General features: G+C 63.0%; 13 protein-coding genes and 3 tRNA genes. 15 read left to right on the top strand and 1 reads right to left on the bottom strand.

Annotated elements, in window-relative coordinates; all coding sequences use genetic code 11:
- Positions 1 to 128: 128 nt before the first annotated feature.
- The gene (locus CWE01_RS23760; RefSeq protein WP_100942985.1) at positions 129 to 1,127 is read left to right on the top strand and encodes an aspartate-semialdehyde dehydrogenase; all 999 of its coding nucleotides are present in this window, start codon (positions 129 to 131) and stop codon (positions 1,125 to 1,127) included.
- Between the two features lie 208 nt (positions 1,128 to 1,335).
- Entirely contained in the window at positions 1,336 to 3,927 is a 2,592-nt protein-coding gene (locus tag CWE01_RS23755) for a FimV/HubP family polar landmark protein (RefSeq protein ID WP_100942984.1), read from the top strand.
- Positions 3,928 to 3,986: 59 nt separating this feature from the next.
- On the opposite strand, the gene CWE01_RS23750 is transcribed toward CWE01_RS23755, so the two are convergent.
- The gene (locus CWE01_RS23750) at positions 3,987 to 4,646 is read right to left on the bottom strand and encodes a M24 family metallopeptidase (RefSeq protein ID WP_100942983.1); all 660 of its coding nucleotides are present in this window, start codon (positions 4,644 to 4,646) and stop codon (positions 3,987 to 3,989) included.
- 200 nt (positions 4,647 to 4,846) lie between these two features.
- On the opposite strand from CWE01_RS23750, the gene truA reads away from it, so the two are divergent.
- From truA to tssA, 13 genes are all read left to right on the top strand, one after another.
- Positions 4,847 to 5,671, top strand: coding sequence for a tRNA pseudouridine(38-40) synthase TruA (gene truA / locus CWE01_RS23745; RefSeq protein WP_100942982.1), 825 nt, complete (start codon positions 4,847 to 4,849; stop codon positions 5,669 to 5,671).
- 63 nt (positions 5,672 to 5,734) lie between these two features.
- A complete protein-coding gene (locus CWE01_RS23740) occupies positions 5,735 to 6,355 on the top strand; it encodes a phosphoribosylanthranilate isomerase (protein ID WP_100942981.1) in 621 nt (206 codons plus the stop codon).
- A gap of 106 nt (positions 6,356 to 6,461) precedes the next feature.
- On the top strand, positions 6,462 to 7,382 hold the full coding sequence (gene accD / locus CWE01_RS23735; RefSeq protein WP_100942980.1) for an acetyl-CoA carboxylase, carboxyltransferase subunit beta: 921 nt from the start codon (positions 6,462 to 6,464) through the stop codon (positions 7,380 to 7,382).
- Entirely contained in the window at positions 7,379 to 8,686 is a 1,308-nt protein-coding gene (gene folC, locus CWE01_RS23730; RefSeq protein ID WP_100942979.1) for a bifunctional tetrahydrofolate synthase/dihydrofolate synthase, read from the top strand. Before accD ends, folC begins: the two co-directional genes overlap by 4 nt.
- Positions 8,670 to 9,329: an SPOR domain-containing protein gene (locus tag CWE01_RS23725; protein WP_100942978.1), complete on the top strand. Its 660-nt coding sequence runs from the start codon at positions 8,670 to 8,672 to the stop codon at positions 9,327 to 9,329. The genes folC and CWE01_RS23725 overlap by 17 nt, the downstream gene beginning before the upstream one ends.
- A gap of 96 nt (positions 9,330 to 9,425) precedes the next feature.
- Positions 9,426 to 9,983, top strand: a complete 558-nt coding sequence (locus CWE01_RS23720; RefSeq protein WP_100942977.1) for a CvpA family protein — start codon at positions 9,426 to 9,428, stop codon at positions 9,981 to 9,983.
- 41 nt (positions 9,984 to 10,024) lie between these two features.
- Positions 10,025 to 11,530 carry an amidophosphoribosyltransferase gene (purF, locus tag CWE01_RS23715; protein ID WP_100942976.1) on the top strand — a complete coding sequence of 502 codons (1,506 nt, stop codon included), beginning with the start codon at positions 10,025 to 10,027 and terminating at the stop codon, positions 11,528 to 11,530.
- Positions 11,531 to 11,715: 185 nt separating this feature from the next.
- Positions 11,716 to 12,927: an O-succinylhomoserine sulfhydrylase gene (locus CWE01_RS23705; RefSeq protein ID WP_100942974.1), complete on the top strand. Its 1,212-nt coding sequence runs from the start codon at positions 11,716 to 11,718 to the stop codon at positions 12,925 to 12,927.
- Positions 12,928 to 12,938: 11 nt separating this feature from the next.
- Positions 12,939 to 13,703 carry an SDR family oxidoreductase gene (locus CWE01_RS23700; protein ID WP_218177015.1) on the top strand — a complete coding sequence of 255 codons (765 nt, stop codon included), beginning with the start codon at positions 12,939 to 12,941 and terminating at the stop codon, positions 13,701 to 13,703.
- A 132-nt stretch (positions 13,704 to 13,835) separates the two neighbouring features.
- Positions 13,836 to 13,911: transfer RNA gene (locus tag CWE01_RS23695), tRNA-Val, on the top strand.
- A 56-nt stretch (positions 13,912 to 13,967) separates the two neighbouring features.
- Positions 13,968 to 14,044: transfer RNA gene (locus tag CWE01_RS23690), tRNA-Asp, on the top strand.
- A gap of 100 nt (positions 14,045 to 14,144) precedes the next feature.
- Positions 14,145 to 14,221, top strand: a tRNA-Asp gene (locus CWE01_RS23685).
- Between the two features lie 414 nt (positions 14,222 to 14,635).
- Positions 14,636 to 15,652, top strand: a complete 1,017-nt coding sequence (tssA, locus tag CWE01_RS23680; RefSeq protein ID WP_100942972.1) for a type VI secretion system protein TssA — start codon at positions 14,636 to 14,638, stop codon at positions 15,650 to 15,652.
- Positions 15,653 to 15,671: the final 19 nt, after the last annotated feature.

The following is a 15,671-nucleotide window of genomic DNA, read 5'->3' as shown; positions in this document are numbered from 1 at the left end:
AAAACCCGCTTCTCGTCAGAGTCGCGGGTTTTTTTATACCCTGGATGTCGACAAGGCCTGCGTGCAATTGCCTGACCGCCTGGTCACGGGTAAAGTGCCGCTCCCCCCGTTTCACCTGAGGTCATCCCATGAGCCAGTCCTTTGATATTGCCGTGATCGGCGCCACCGGCACCGTCGGCGAGACCCTGGTGCAGATCCTCGAAGAACGCGATTTCCCGGTGGCCAACCTGCACCTGCTGGCCAGCAGCGAGTCGGCGGGGCACTCGGTGCCGTTTCGCGGCAAGAACGTGCGGGTGCGCGAAGTCGACGAATTCGACTTCGGTAAAGTCCAGCTGGTGTTTTTCGCCGCCGGCCCCGCAGTGACCATCAGCTTTGCCCCGCGTGCGACGGCGGCGGGTTGCACGGTGATCGACCTGTCCGGCGCCTTGCCCGCGCCCCAGGTCGTGCCGGAGGCCAATCCCGAGGTGCTGGCGACCCTCGGCAAGCCGGTGCAGGTCGGCAGCCCGAGCGCCGCCGCCACGGCGTTGGCGGTGGTGCTGGCGCCGCTCAAGGACCTGGACATCCAGCGCGTCACGCTGACCGCGGCCCTGGCGGTATCGAGCCAGGGCCGCGAGGCGGTGACCGAGCTGGCCCGACAAACGGCGGAGTTGTTGAACGTCCGCCCGCTGGAACCGCGTTTTTTCGATCGGCAGATGGCTTTCAACCTGCTGGCCCAGGTCGGCAAGCCGGACGCCGAGGGCCATGTCTCCCTGGAAAAACGCCTGGTCAGCGAGCTTCGTCAGTTGCTCTCGGCACCTTTGTTAAAAATTTCAGTGACTTGCATTCAAGCCCCGGTGTTTTTCGGCGATAGCTATAGTGTCTCTTTGCAAACCGCTGGCGAGGTTGATCTGGCCGCGGTGAACGCTACGCTGGAAGCAGCGGCGGGAATCGAGCTGGTGGAAGCCGGCGACTACCCGACCGCGGTGGGTGACGCGGTGGGTCAGGATGTGGTTTATGTCGGACGGGTGCGTCGCGGTGTGGACGACCCGTGTGAGCTGAATCTGTGGCTGACAGCCGATAATGTACGCAAAGGTGCGGCATTGAACGCTGTGCAACTGGCAGAGCTGTTGATAAAAGACCTGCTGTAAAAGATACTTGGCGGCAATTTGCAGAATGATTCTAGCCTGACGCTATGCTCAGGCTGGTTGCTGGAGGTGAACCTGTCCTCGGGCATTTGCAAGGGCGTCGGCTGAAACCGCGCGCTGCGGCGATGTTTTCAAGGGCGCGCACGCTGCCGCAAGGCGGGCGACACCACCTTCTCGCTAGCCGAGGAATGCACAAACAAAGGAAGAGGCTATGGTTCAAGTTCGCAAACTGGTGTTAGCAATAGCGGCCGCTTCGGCGCTGTCTTCCGGTATGGCACACGCGCTTGGGCTTGGGGAAGTGACCCTCAAGTCAACTCTGAACCAGCCATTGCTGGCAGAAATCGAATTGCAGGACGTCAGTGGCCTCAGCGCTTCTGACATCGTTCCGAGCCTGGCCTCGCCCCAGGCCTTCGCCGACGCCGGGGTCAGTCGCCAGGATTTCCTCAACGACCTGACGTTCACGCCGGTGATCAATCCCAACGGTCGCAGCGTGGTGCGGGTCACCTCGAGCAAACCGTTGTCCGAAGCCTATGTGCGCTTCCTGGTGCAGGTGCAGTGGCCCAATGGCCGGTTGATGCGCGACTACAGCGTGTTGCTCGATCCGTCGAAATACACCCCGCCCGCTGACGCCGCCAAACCAGCCGCTGCTGCGGCGGCGACTGCTCCGACGGCCGCGGCCGCGCCTGTCGCGCCGGTCACCGCGCCGACCAAGGCCAAGCAATACACCACGGGTCCCAAAGACACCTTGTGGGATATCGCCCTGAAGGAGAGCAATGGCGCTTCCGTGCAGCAGACCATGCTGGCGATCCAGGCGTTGAACCCGGGGGCGTTCCTCGACGGCAACATCAACCGCTTGAAGACCGGCCAGGTGCTGCGCCTGCCTGATCGCGTGGAAAGCCGCGCGCTGGCGCAACCCAAGGCCATCGCTGAAGTGGCGGCACAGAATGCCGCCTGGCGTTCGGGGCGGCGCTCGCCCCATGCTGGCAAGCAACAGATCGATGCCACCCGGCACAAAGGGACCGAGGGCGCGCCGACCAAGACTGCTGCCAAGGACAACCTGAGCCTGATCTCCGCCGAGTCCGGCAAGAAGCACGGCAAAGGCGCCGCCAGTGACAGCAAGTCCCTGAACAACAAACTGGCGGTGACCCAGGAAAGCCTGGACACCACCCGTCGCGACAATGCCGAGCTGAAGAGCCGGATGGAAGACCTGCAAAGCCAGCTGGACAAGTTGCAGCGCCTGATTCAACTGAAGAACGACCAGTTGGCCAAGTTGCAGGCTGAAGGTTCGACTGCCGCGCCAGCGGCCGCCCCTGCAGCCGGGCAACCGGCCAATGCCATGTCGGCCCAGTTGGCCGCCAAGCCGGAAGCGGCCCCGGTGGCGCCTGCGCCGATCGTTCCAGCGACAGACGTGGCCAAGCCGGCAGCGGTGGTACCGCCGATCCAGCCTGACGCCGCCGTACCGCAAGAGCGCAAGCTCGACGACCTGCTGGCCAGTCCGATCCTGATGGGGTTGTTGGCCGGTTCCGTGGTGCTGGTGTTCCTCTTGCTCCTGCTGTTCCTGGCGCGTCGTCGCAAGGCCAAGCAGGAAGCGGAAAAGCACTTGCGCATGGCTCGGGCATTAAACGAGGAAAGTGGTTTTTCCGAAGAGGTGGATCTGCCTGAAAGCAGTTTCGAGGGTCTGGAGGTCCCTCCGCCGAGCGTAAAGCTGGCACCCGCTCCGGCCCCGGTCCCGGCCGCTGAGCGTCCTACCGATGTAGTGGACCAGGCTAACCTGCATATCCAGCGCGGTCACCTGAACCAGGCGGCCGGCTTGCTCGAAGAAGCGGTGAAGTACGAACCACAGCGTACCGACGTGCGCCTGAAGCTGATGGAAGTCTACGGTCAGCAGGGCGATCGTGATGCGTTTATCGCCCAGGAGCGGCAGTTGCCTGCCGGTCAGCACGTGGCCGAGGTCGAGCAGCTCAAGAGCCGCTTCCCGTCGATGATCGCGGTTGCTGCGGTAGCGGGTCTCGGTGCGGCTGCGGTGGCGGCTGAGCTGAGCGAGGATTACGTCAAGGAGTTGCTGGCCGACGAGCCTCCAGCGCCCGTGCCGGCTCCGGTGGCAGCTCCGGCCCCGGCCCCGGTGGCAGCGGCGGATGATCTTTTTGATAGCGATTTCGACCTGAGCCTGGACGATCTCGAGGCCGCCTCGCCAGCGGTGGTTCCATCGCCTGCGGTGGATCTGGACGACCTGCAACTGGACGACGACTTGAGTTTCGAGTCGGTCCTGGAGCAGCAGACCCAGGCCAAGCCGGCCCTCGACGACCTGGCGGATTTCGATCTCGACCTGGGTGGGGAGGCGCCGCTGTCGACGTCGGCGGATGACGACTTCCTGCTGAGCCTGACCGAAGACCTGAAGGACTCCGATGCCGAGGTTCCGACCCTGGGCGCGGGCGGTCTGGATGATCTGGATCTGCCGGCGGATTTCGATCTGTCGCTGGCGGATGAACTGGAGGCGCACGCCGGTCCGAATGCGTTCACTGACGAGCTGGACGACGTCAATGCCGAGCTGGATCGCCTGTCCCAGAGCCTGGAGCAGCCACCCCTGGCGACACCCAGCCTGGCGGCTGACGAATTGCCCGAGGACGAGTCGTTCGACTTCCTTTCCGGTACTGACGAGGCGGCCACCAAGCTCGACCTGGCCCAGGCCTACATGGATATGGACGACAGCGATGGGGCGCGGGATATCCTCGCCGAAGTGCTGAACGAAGGCAGTGAAGCTCAGAAGACCGAAGCCCGGGAGATGCTCAAGCGCCTGGCTTGATCGGCGCTTTAAAAAAACGGCAGCCCTTGGGCTGCCGTTTTTGTTTGTGGGGGGAGGGATCAGGCCAGGAGGTCTTCGTAAAAGGCGCCGAATGGCCGCGTCGGATGGGCGATCTGGATTTCCAGGATCCACAGGCCGACATTCGGGCAGGCCTCGAAGTTGCCCAGGTCGCCGGCCCGGTAGATGGCATGGGGGAAATCGCTGACCCGATGGCCCTTGATCTCCAGGTTCAGCACCCAGCCCATGGCCTCGGCCTGTTCTTCGGCATACCGATACAGTTCGGGGCCGGCCACCTGGTGTTCGCGCCAGTGCGCTTCAACCCGCTCGAACAGGGTCTTGGCCGCCGCCGCGCAGGCCATCATCTCGGGATCGTTGCCGGTGGTGAAGGTGGCACCGCTGTCACCTTCCTGGCCCTTCCAGACCACGCCCAGGTCGATCAGGAAAATATCGTTCTCGCCCAGCAGCGGGTCGCCGTCGGAAGGCTGCTTGAAAGTTTTCAGGGTGTTGGCGCCGAAGCGCACTTTGGTCGGATGCCAGATCCGATCCATGCCCAGTTCCTTCATCACTTCCAGTCCCATGGCCAGGGCCTCGGATTCGCGCATGCCGGGCTTGATACGGCGGGCCATTTCCTCGACGGTCCGCCAGGTCATGTCCCGCGCGTGCAGCATGCCTTCCAGGCTATAGGCCTGGCCGACGGCTTCCTTGTGGATCGCGTTCATTCATCAGGTCTCGGTAGAGATGCGGTCGTTATTTACTTTTTTATATAGCGATAGCCGGTCAATCAGAGAATATCCGCCCGAGGGGCGAACTAAAAGTCCCTCGCGCATGGCGTCTCGGCCGGCTGGCCTTATAATGCCCGCCTTTGCGTCAACCAGCAGGCTGTGAGTTCTTGGCAAATATAGATAACCCGGCCGCCGAAATGGCGGCCGACGGCTTTTTCAGGATCGCCCTCGGCGTCGAGTACAAAGGTTCGCGCTATTGCGGCTGGCAGCGTCAGGCGTCCGGCGTGTTGACGGTGCAGCAGACCCTGGAAGAAGCCTTGTCGAAAGTGGCGGATTCGCCGGTGTCGCTGATGTGCGCCGGACGTACCGACGCCGGTGTGCATGCCTGTGGCCAGGTGGTGCACTTCGATACCCAGGCCGAACGCTCGCTGAAGGCCTGGGTCATGGGCGCCAATATCAATCTGCCCCATGACGTCAGCGTCAGTTGGGCGCAGGTGATGCCGGCGCACTTCCATGCGCGCTTCAAGGCGATCGCCCGGCGTTATCGCTACGTGATCTACAACGACCAGATCCGCCCGGCCCACTTGAACCAGGAGATCACCTGGAACCACCGGCCACTGGATGTCGAGCGCATGGCCGAGGCCGCCCGCCACCTGATCGGTACCCATGACTTCAGCGCCTTCCGTGCCGGCCAGTGCCAGGCCAAGTCGCCGATCAAGGAAGTCCATCACCTGCGGGTCACCCGTCACGGCAAGATGATTGTCATCGATATCCGCGCCGGGGCCTTCCTGCACCACATGGTGCGCAATATCGCCGGGGTGCTGATGACCATCGGTGCCGGCGAGCGGCCGGTGGAATGGGCCAGGGAAGTCCTGGAAAGTCGGGTCAGGCGTACCGGCGGCGTCACCGCGCATCCATTCGGCCTGTACCTGGTGCAGGTGGAGTATCGCGACGAGTTTGCCCTGCCGCAGCGTTACATCGGGCCGCACTTTCTCACCGGCTTCTCGGAACTTGACGGCTGACGCCCGGAAAAGCATTTGTTACCATCCGGGACTTTCTCGGAAAAGCACTCGGGGTTTTACGACATGTCCGCCGTTCGCAGCAAAATTTGCGGGATTACCCGCATTGAAGATGCGTTGGCCGCCGTCGATGCCGGGGCCGATGCCATAGGTTTTGTGTTCTACGCCAAAAGCCCGCGGGCAGTGACGTTCCAGCAGGCGCGGGCGATTATCGCCGCCTTGCCGCCGTTCGTGACCACCGTCGGCCTGTTCGTCAATGCCAGCCGTTGCGAACTGGGGGAAATCCTCGATGCGGTGCCGCTGGACCTGTTGCAGTTCCATGGCGATGAAACCCGCGAGCAGTGCGAAGGTTATCACCGTCCGTATATCAAGGCGTTGCGGGTCAAGGCCGGTGACGACATCGCCGCGGCCTGTGACGCTTACCCGAGTGCCAGCGGGATTCTTCTCGATACCTACGTGGAAGGCGTGCCCGGGGGAACCGGCGCGGCGTTCGACTGGTCCCTGATACCAGCGGGCCTGAGCAAGCCGATCATTCTCGCCGGCGGACTGACCGTCGACAACGTGGCCGAGGCCATCGCCCGGGTCAAACCCTATGCCGTGGATGTCAGTGGCGGGGTGGAGCAGGGCAAGGGCATCAAGGATCGTACAAAGATCGAAGCGTTCATACGCGCCGTACGCGGTTGCTGAGCGCCAATGTGACGGCTGGCAGCCTGCCGCCGTCCATGCATACCGCCGCAGAAAACAGGCGGGCCCGGTTGTCCGACGGGCCGAAAACGAATTGGAGAAAGACAGCATGAGCAACTGGTTAGTAGACAAACTGATCCCTTCGATCATGCGTTCCGAGGTGAAGAAAAGCTCGGTGCCTGAAGGTCTGTGGCACAAGTGCCCATCGTGCGATGCGGTGCTCTACCGTCCGGAACTGGAAAAGACCCTGGACGTCTGCCCCAAGTGCAATCACCACATGCGCATTGGCGCCCGCGCCCGCATCGATATCTTCCTCGACGCCGAAGGCCGTGTTGAGCTGGGTGCCGACCTGGAGCCGGTGGACCGTCTGAAATTCCGTGACGGCAAGAAGTACAAGGACCGCCTGACCGCGGCCCAGAAGCAGACCGGCGAAAAAGACGCGCTGGTGTCCATGAGCGGCACCCTGCTGGGCATGCCGGTGGTGGTTTCCGCCTTCGAATTCTCGTTCATGGGCGGCTCCATGGGTGCCATCGTCGGCGAGCGTTTCGTACGTGCCGCCAACTACGCCCTGGAAAACCGTTGCCCGATGATCTGCTTTGCCGCTTCCGGCGGTGCGCGGATGCAGGAAGCGCTGATTTCCCTGATGCAGATGGCCAAGACTTCGGCTGTCCTGGCGCGCTTGCGTGAAGAAGGCCTGCCGTTTATCTCGGTATTGACCGACCCTGTCTACGGCGGTGTTTCCGCCAGCCTGGCCATGCTCGGCGATGTGATCGTCGGCGAACCCAAGGCACTGATCGGCTTCGCCGGCCCGCGCGTGATCGAGCAGACCGTGCGCGAGAAGCTGCCTGAAGGCTTCCAGCGCAGCGAGTTCCTGCTGGAGCACGGCGCGATCGACATGATCATCGCCCGCCAGGAACTGCGTCCACGCCTGGGCAACCTGCTGGCGCAGATGATGGGCCTGCCGACTCCCGAATACATCGCCTTGCCTGTTGAACCTGTCATTGTCCCGCCGGTGCCTGCAAGCCTATGACCGAACGTACCCTGGGCGAGTGGCTCGCCTACCTGGAGCAATTGCACCCATCGGCCATCGACATGGGGCTGGAGCGCTCGCAAGAGGTAGCGAACCGCATGGGGCTGGGCAAGCCGGCGCCTCGGGTAGTCACCGTGACCGGCACCAACGGCAAGGGTTCGACCTGCGCCTTTGTCGCCTCGTTGCTGCAAGCGCAGGGGCTCAAGGTCGGCGTCTATAGTTCGCCGCACCTGCTGCGCTACAACGAGCGTGTGCAGATCAACGGGGTCGAGGCGACGGACGCACAGTTGTGCGAAGCCTTCGCGGCCCTCGAAGCCGGGCGTGGCGAGACCTCCCTGACCTATTTCGAGATGGGCACCCTGGCCGCGCTCTGGCTGTTCGAGCGCGCCGGCCTGGATGTCGTGGTCCTGGAAGTCGGTCTTGGCGGACGCCTGGACACGGTCAACGTGGTGGATGCCGACCTGGCGCTGGTGACCAGCATCGGTGTCGATCATGCCGAATACCTGGGTAACACCCGTGAATCGGTGGCGTTCGAAAAGGCCGGGATCTTCCGTCCGGGCGCACCGGCACTCTGTGGTGACCTGAACCCGCCGCAGCCGCTGCTGGACAAGGCTCGCGAGCTGGGCAGCCCGTTCTTCCTCCGCGGTCGGGACTTCGATCTCGGTCTCACCGAGGCGAACTGGCAGTGGCGTGGCATCGATCGTCAGGGCCAGGTGGTCGAGCTGCGTGATTTGCCGCTGCTTGGCCTGCCCATGGAAAACGCCGCCCTGGCCCTGCAGGCCTATCTGCTGATGGATCTGCCATGGCAGCCTGAGCGCATTGCCCAGGCGCTGCTGGACACCCGTATTGTCGGCCGGCTGGATCGGCGCAAGCTGACCTGGCAAGGCAAGTCCCTCAACCTGATGCTGGACGTCGGGCACAATCCCCATGCCGCCGAATACCTGGCCGAGCGCCTGGCACGCAGCCCCTTGAAAGGGCGGCGCCTGGCGGTGTTCGGGTTGTTGTCGGACAAGGACCTCGACGGTGTGATTGCACCGCTTGAGCGTCATGTCCAGCACTGGGCGGTCACGCCCTTGCAGACGCCGCGCAGTCGCCCGGCCGCTGACCTGCAAGCCGCCCTGGCCGCACGTAATGCTTCGGCAAGTGTCTATGACAGTGTCGCCGCAGCGCTGGAAGGGCAATGTGCCCAGGCTACGGCGGATGACGAGATTCTGTTGTTCGGATCGTTTTTTTGTGTTGCCGAGGCGCTGGAGTGGCTGACCCGGCGCGCCACGGAGGAGGCTGCCAATGGCAATGCTGGATAAAGCGTACAAGCAACGGATGGTCGGTGCCCTGGTGCTGGTGGCCTTGGCGGTGATCTTCCTGCCGATGCTGTTTTCCCGCCAGGACGAGCAGCGCCAGGTTCGGGTCGAGGCGCCGACCGCGCCCCAGGCCTCGGCGCTGCCCCAGGTCAAGGTCGAGCCGGTGCCGGTTCCCGAACCGCAGGCATTGCCCCCGGATTCGGTCCCGGCTGATGAGGAAGTCGAGGAAACGCCGGTGCCTGTCGCACCCGCGCCGGCACCCAAGCCCGTGGCTCCGGTCGCGGCGACCAAGCCCGCAGCCCCTGCGCCTGCCGCGAAACCGGCACCGGCACAGACGCCGGCCCAGGTGGTTGCGGTGGCGCCGGCCAAGCTCGATACCACGCAGAATCGCGTAGACACCAACGGTCTGCCGATCAGCTGGTCGGTGCAACTGGCCAGCCTGTCCAGCCGTGACAGTGCCGAAAGCCTGCAAAAGACCCTGCGCAGCCAGGGTTACAACGCCTACATCCGTTCTTCCGATGGCAAGAACCGGGTCTTTGTCGGCCCGCTGATCGAGCGTGCCGAAGCCGATCGGCTGCGTGACCTGCTGGGTCGCCAGCAGAATCTGAAGGGCTTTGTCGTGCGTTTCCAACCAGAACGCGGTTAAGCCCGCGGCTTTGTATCGAAATGCTCTGACAATCGCCTTACCAGTGGGGCGGCGCTCTGCTAAAATGCGCCGCCTTATCCGTCTGTAGGCTGCACTGTGCCATTTACCTGGGTTGACTGGGCGATTATTGCGGTAATCGTCGTTTCTGCGTTGATCAGCTTGAGCCGTGGTTTCGTCAAGGAAGCCCTGTCCCTGCTCACCTGGATCATTGCCGGCGCGGTCGCCTGGATGTTCGGTGGCTCGTTGTCCGTGTACCTGACCGACTATATCCAGACACCTTCGGCACGCGTGATCGCGGGCTGTGCAATCATGTTCGTCGCCACCCTGCTGGTGGGCGCCATGGTCAACTATCTTATCGGCGAACTGGTTCGCGTCACCGGCCTGTCCGGGACCGACCGCTTTCTGGGCATGGCCTTCGGCGCCGCGCGTGGCGCGTTGCTGGTGGTGGTGGCCGTCGGGCTGTTGAGCCTGGGGCCGGTCCAGCAGGATTCGTGGTGGCAGGGCTCCCAGCTCGTGCCAAAATTTCTATTGGTCGCCGACTGGTCCAAGAACCTCATCCTGGGGTGGAGCAGTCAGTGGCTAGCCAGCGGAATCAGCGTACCCGCTGACCTTCCGTTCAAGGAACATCTCTTGCCGGCCAAAACGCCTCAGTAAGAGCTGTTCAGTTCAGATTCATTAAGTAGGGGTTGCGTCGCATGTGTGGCATCGTCGGTATCGTCGGTAAGTCGAACGTCAATCAGGCGCTGTATGACGCGCTAACCGTGCTCCAGCACCGCGGCCAGGACGCTGCCGGTATCGTGACCAGCCATGACGGCCGGTTATTCCTGCGCAAGGACAACGGCCTGGTCCGCGATGTATTCCATCAGCGGCACATGCAGCGCCTGGTCGGACACATGGGTATCGGCCATGTGCGCTACCCGACCGCCGGCAGTTCGACCTCGGCTGAAGCCCAGCCGTTCTACGTCAACTCGCCGTACGGCATCACCCTGGCCCACAACGGTAACCTGACCAACGTCGAACAGTTGGCCAAGGAAATCTACGAGTCGGATCTGCGCCACGTCAACACCAACTCCGACTCGGAAGTGTTGCTCAACGTGTTCGCCCACGAGCTGGCCCAGCGCGGCAAGCTGCAACCGACCGAAGAAGATGTGTTCGCCGCGGTAACCGACGTGCACAACCGTTGTGTCGGCGGTTACGCGGTGGTGGCGATGGTGACCGGATACGGCATCGTCGGTTTCCGCGATCCCCACGGTATCCGTCCGATCGTGTTCGGCCAGCGTCACACCGACGAAGGCGTCGAGTACATGATCGCTTCCGAGAGCGTGTCCCTGGACGTGCTCGGTTTCACCCTGATCCGCGACCTGGCACCGGGCGAAGCGGTGTACATCACCGAAGACGGCAAGCTGCACACCCGTCAGTGCGCGACCAACCCGTCGCTGACCCCGTGCATCTTCGAACACGTCTACCTGGCGCGTCCGGACTCGATCATCGACGGCGTGTCGGTGTACAAGGCGCGTCTGCGCATGGGCGAGAAGCTGGCGGAGAAGATCCTGCGCGAGCGTCCACAGCACGACATCGACGTGGTCATCCCGATCCCGGACACCAGCCGTACCTCGGCCCTGGAGCTGGCGAACCACCTTGGCGTGAAATTCCGCGAAGGCTTTGTGAAGAACCGCTATATCGGCCGGACTTTCATCATGCCCGGCCAGGCGGCCCGCAAGAAATCCGTGCGCCAGAAGCTCAACGCCATCGAGCTGGAATTCCGCGGCAAGAACGTCATGCTGGTGGATGACTCCATCGTCCGTGGCACCACCTGCAAGCAGATCATCCAGATGGCCCGCGAAGCCGGCGCGAAGAACGTCTACTTCTGCTCGGCGGCCCCGGCGGTGCGTTACCCGAACGTCTACGGCATCGACATGCCGAGCGCCCACGAACTGATCGCCCACAACCGCACGACCCAGGACGTGGCGGATCTGATCGGCGCCGACTGGCTGATCTATCAGGACCTGCCGGACCTGATCGAGGCCGTCGGTGGTGGCAAGATCAAGATCGAAAACTTCGATTGCGCGGTGTTCGACGGCAAGTACGTCACCGGCGACATCGACGAGCACTACCTGGCCAAGATCGAGCAGGCGCGTAACGATGCGTCCAAGGTCAAGACCCAGGCGGTCAGCGCGATCATCGACCTGTACAACAACTGAGTAAAGCCGGCTCTCGGGTTTGGCCGCGGTCCTGAAAACACCGCAACCCTGTAGGAGGCGGGCTTGCCCGCGAAGCTTTTGGCGGTCTCAAGGCCCCCTTCGCGGGCAAGCCCGGCTCCTACAAGGTTTGTGCCCACCCTGCGAGCGGTTTTAATCTTCAAGAGAATCGAACAAGGAGTGGCAGCATGAGTCAGGAATGGGATGCCGGTCGGTTGGACAGCGATCTCGAGGGCGTAGCCTTCGACACCCTGGCCGTCCGTGCCGGTCAGCACCGCACGCCCGAAGGCGAGCATGGCGACCCGATGTTCTTCACCTCCAGCTACGTATTCCGCACCGCGGCCGATGCGGCGGCGCGTTTTGCCGGGGAAGTGCCGGGTAACGTCTACTCGCGCTACACCAACCCCACCGTGCGTTCCTTCGAAGAGCGCATCGCGGCCCTGGAAGGGGCTGAGCAGGCAGTTGCCACCGCCACCGGCATGGCCGCGATCATGGCGGTGGTCATGAGCCTGTGCAGCGCCGGCGACCACGTGCTGGTCTCGCGCAGTGTGTTCGGCTCCACCATCAGTCTGTTCGAAAAGTACTTCAAGCGCTTCGGCGTTGAAGTCGACTATGTGCCCCTGGCCGAGCTGTCGGGCTGGGACGCGGCGATCCGACCGAATACCAAGCTGCTGTTCGTCGAATCGCCGTCCAATCCGCTGGCCGAACTGGTGGATATCGCCGCCTTGGCCGAAATCGCCCACGCCAAGGGTGCGATGCTGGTCGTCGACAACTGCTTCTGCACGCCGGCCCTGCAACAGCCATTGAAGCTGGGCGCGGACATCGTCGTGCATTCGGCGACCAAGTTCATCGACGGCCAGGGCCGTTGCATGGGCGGTGTGGTCGCCGGACGTGGCGAGCAGATGAAGGAAGTCGTCGGTTTCCTGCGCACTGCCGGGCCGACCCTCAGCCCGTTCAACGCCTGGATCTTCCTCAAGGGCCTGGAAACCCTGAACCTGCGCATGCGCGCCCACTGCGCCACCGCCCAGGCCCTGGCCGAATGGCTGGAGCAGCAGGACGGCATCGAGAAGGTCCATTACGCCGGTCTCAAGAGCCACCCGCAACACGAACTGGCCCAGCGTCAGCAGCGCGGCTTCGGTGCGGTGGTGAGCTTCGAGGTCAAGGGCGGCAAAGAGGGCGCCTGGCGCTTTATCGACGCCACCCGACTGATCTCGATCACTGCCAACCTGGGTGACAGCAAGACCACCATCACCCACCCGAGCACCACCTCCCACGGCCGTCTGGCGCCGCAGGAACGTGAGGCTGCGGGGATTCGCGACAGCCTGATCCGTGTCGCCGTCGGCCTTGAAGACGTTGCCGACCTGCAAGCCGACCTGGCCCGCGGGTTGGCGGCCTTGTGATCGAGTGGTCCCTGGACACGGCCGTTGCCAATAACGGCCGTGTCGCCCTGGTGACGGGCGCGGCCCGTGGTATAGGCCTGGGGATTGCGGCCTGGTTGATCAGCGAAGGCTGGCAGGTGGTGCTCACCGATCTCGATCGTGGCCGTGGCGCCAAGGTGGCTCGGGTCCTGGGTGAGAATGCCTGTTTCATCGGCATGGATGTGGCCGATGAAGCCCAGGTGGCCCAGGGCGTTGCCGAGGTCTTGGGGCGTTTTGGCCGGATCGATGCCCTGGTGTGCAACGCGGCGATTGCCGATCCGCACAACATCACCCTCGAAAGCCTCGATCTGGCGCACTGGAACCGTGTGCTGGCGGTCAATCTCGGCGGGCCGATGCTGCTGGCCAAGCACTGTGCGCCTTATCTGCGTGCCCACTGCGGCGCGATCGTCAACCTGGCCTCTACCCGTGCGGCGCAGTCGGAACCCGACAGCGAGGCCTATGCGGCGAGCAAGGGTGGCCTGTTGGCCCTGACCCACGCCCTGGCGATCAGCCTCGGGCCGGAGATCCGGGTCAATGCGGTCAGCCCGGGCTGGATCGATGCGCGCGATCCCTCGGCGCGTCGGGCCGAGCCCTTGAGCGACGCCGACCATGCCCAGCATCCGGCGGGACGGGTAGGTACGGTCGAAGACGTGGCGGCCTTGGTGGCCTGGTTGCTGTCGAGGAATGCGGGGTTTGTCACCGGCCAGGAATTCGTGGTCGACGGTGGCATGAGCCGCAAGATGATCTACCGCGACTAGCCGGGTTCCGGCGGCGGCGGGGCCTTCACCGCCGCGGGCGTGACACGAATCTGTCTTTTTCTGAAAAACTTCAAGCAGGCTATTGACTTAGATCCGCTACCTGCGTAAATTTCGCGGCCTCAACGAAGCAAAGGGTGATTAGCTCAGCTGGGAGAGCATCTGCCTTACAAGCAGAGGGTCGGCGGTTCGATCCCGTCATCACCCACCATCGTTGAGTTTCTCGCAAGAGAATCGGATGTTCCGCAAGGAGCTTCCAACCGACGCGCAGCGGTAGTTCAGTCGGTTAGAATACCGGCCTGTCACGCCGGGGGTCGCGGGTTCGAGTCCCGTCCGCTGCGCCATATTTGTACAGATCGCCTCGTGCGTTCTGCGATTGAAAAGCACCGAAGCTTTTCGATCACGGGTTTCAAGATTTCAAACGGACGCAAGTCCGAGCGATACGCAGCGGTAGTTCAGTCGGTTAGAATACCGGCCTGTCACGCCGGGGGTCGCGGGTTCGAGTCCCGTCCGCTGCGCCATACACCGCTTCAAGGCCCTTGAACTCCTTGAAGCAAAGAAAATGCCCCGGCTTGCCGGGGCTTTTTTTTGCCTGTTTTTTACCCGCGACTGCCTGGGCTTCCTGCGCTGACTTGAAGTCGTCCCTCCTTGACCCTCTTGTTGCGTTTTTAAACGTTCTGCGGATGTTTAAAAAAGTGTCATGAAAGTTTCCTCTTTGCTCTTTCTTTCAATGTTGCAAACTTTCGTTGTTTATCCCCTTTGACACGGAACTTCGCGGTTATCCGATCTAGGACTATTCCTATGTTTTCGGCCCCCCCCTTTGACTAGAGTGAATCCACGCAGTGCCTGGCTTGCCGTGTGCACAAGGCGCCGGGGTTTAACGGCTTTCATTGTGGTTGAACGTGCCTGAAGGGCATTTTTCATGGGGCTGGAATATGTCGATAAAAGAACTGATTCCTTATATTAATACCCTGCCTGACAGACCCTGCGGTTCTAACTTGGAGTACCGCGCGGACTTTATTCAACTGTTACAAGAAATAGACGGCGGTAACGAAGTTCAATACGGCGATCATGTGTATCCCGCGACGCCGGTGGACTGGCAGCGCGTACGCTCGTTGTGCCTGGCGCTGCTGGAAGATGCCCTCGACCTGCGGGTGGCGGTTTGCCTGGCGCGGGCCTTGCTGGAACTGCACGGGCTGCCCGGCTTTGTCGATGGGTTGCGGCTGATCGACAGCCTGCTGCGTGAGCGCTGGGAGGATGTTCACCCGCAGCTCCTGGCCGAAGACGATCACGATCCGCTGATACGGCTCAATACCCTTGCCGAGTTGGCGGTGCCCACCAGTGTGGTCCAGGTGCTCAAGCGTCAGCCGATGGGCAACGCCATGGGCCTTGAGCCGCTGCGTCTGGCCGATCTGGCCTGCATCGCCGAGTCCGCCGAGGAGGAGGACCGGACACAAGGGCTGGCGCGCCTGGGCGCGCTGATCGAGTCCCAGGCCCGTGATGAGCTGGTCGAGAACCTGAGCCTGTTGAGGGCTCTGGTCGAACTGATCGCGCAGATCGGTGCTTGTCTGGAGGAAAAAGTCGCGGCGCCCGGTATTTCGCCGCTGGACGGCCTCGGACGGGCCCTGGACAAGTGGTGCCGGATCGCCGAAGAGCGTTGCGATGTCGTCTTGCCGACGCCAGACGATGACTTGCCACAGGCACTGGCCGCCGATGCGCCAAGTCGCGCTCCAGCCGCCTGGAGCGGTGTCTGCCAGTCCCGTGAGGACGTAGTCCGCGCCCTGGATGCCATTTGCGCCTACTACGCCCACCACGAACCCTCGAGCCCGGTGCCCTTGCTGGCGGCCAGGACGCGCCGGCTCGCCAGCATGAGTTTTCTCGAAGCGATCGCCGAACTGGTGCCAGGCAGCCTTGCCGACCTGCATGCCCTGGGCGGTATCGCCCATGACTGACCTTTCCCTCCCTGCTCAG

The organism is Pseudomonas sp. QS1027 (assembly GCF_002814235.1).
Classification (GTDB): Bacteria; Pseudomonadota; Gammaproteobacteria; order Pseudomonadales; family Pseudomonadaceae; genus Aquipseudomonas.
This window is presented reverse-complemented; position numbering and strand designations above follow the sequence as displayed.

Excerpts from the sequence above, each read along its gene's own strand:
- CWE01_RS23760 (WP_100942985.1), top strand. The coding sequence starts at position 129 with ATGAGCCAGTCCTTTGATATTGCCGTGATCGGCGCCACCGGCACCGTC.
- CWE01_RS23755 (WP_100942984.1), top strand. The coding sequence starts at position 1,336 with ATGGTTCAAGTTCGCAAACTGGTGTTAGCAATAGCGGCCGCTTCGGCG.
- CWE01_RS23750 (WP_100942983.1), bottom strand. The coding sequence starts at position 4,646 with ATGAACGCGATCCACAAGGAAGCCGTCGGCCAGGCCTATAGCCTGGAA.
- truA (WP_100942982.1), top strand. The coding sequence starts at position 4,847 with ATGGCGGCCGACGGCTTTTTCAGGATCGCCCTCGGCGTCGAGTACAAA.
- CWE01_RS23740 (WP_100942981.1), top strand. The coding sequence starts at position 5,735 with ATGTCCGCCGTTCGCAGCAAAATTTGCGGGATTACCCGCATTGAAGAT.
- accD (WP_100942980.1), top strand. The coding sequence starts at position 6,462 with ATGAGCAACTGGTTAGTAGACAAACTGATCCCTTCGATCATGCGTTCC.
- folC (WP_100942979.1), top strand. The coding sequence starts at position 7,379 with ATGACCGAACGTACCCTGGGCGAGTGGCTCGCCTACCTGGAGCAATTG.
- CWE01_RS23725 (WP_100942978.1), top strand. The coding sequence starts at position 8,670 with ATGGCAATGCTGGATAAAGCGTACAAGCAACGGATGGTCGGTGCCCTG.
- purF (WP_100942976.1), top strand. The coding sequence starts at position 10,025 with ATGTGTGGCATCGTCGGTATCGTCGGTAAGTCGAACGTCAATCAGGCG.
- CWE01_RS23705 (WP_100942974.1), top strand. The coding sequence starts at position 11,716 with ATGAGTCAGGAATGGGATGCCGGTCGGTTGGACAGCGATCTCGAGGGC.
- tssA (WP_100942972.1), top strand. The coding sequence starts at position 14,636 with ATGTCGATAAAAGAACTGATTCCTTATATTAATACCCTGCCTGACAGA.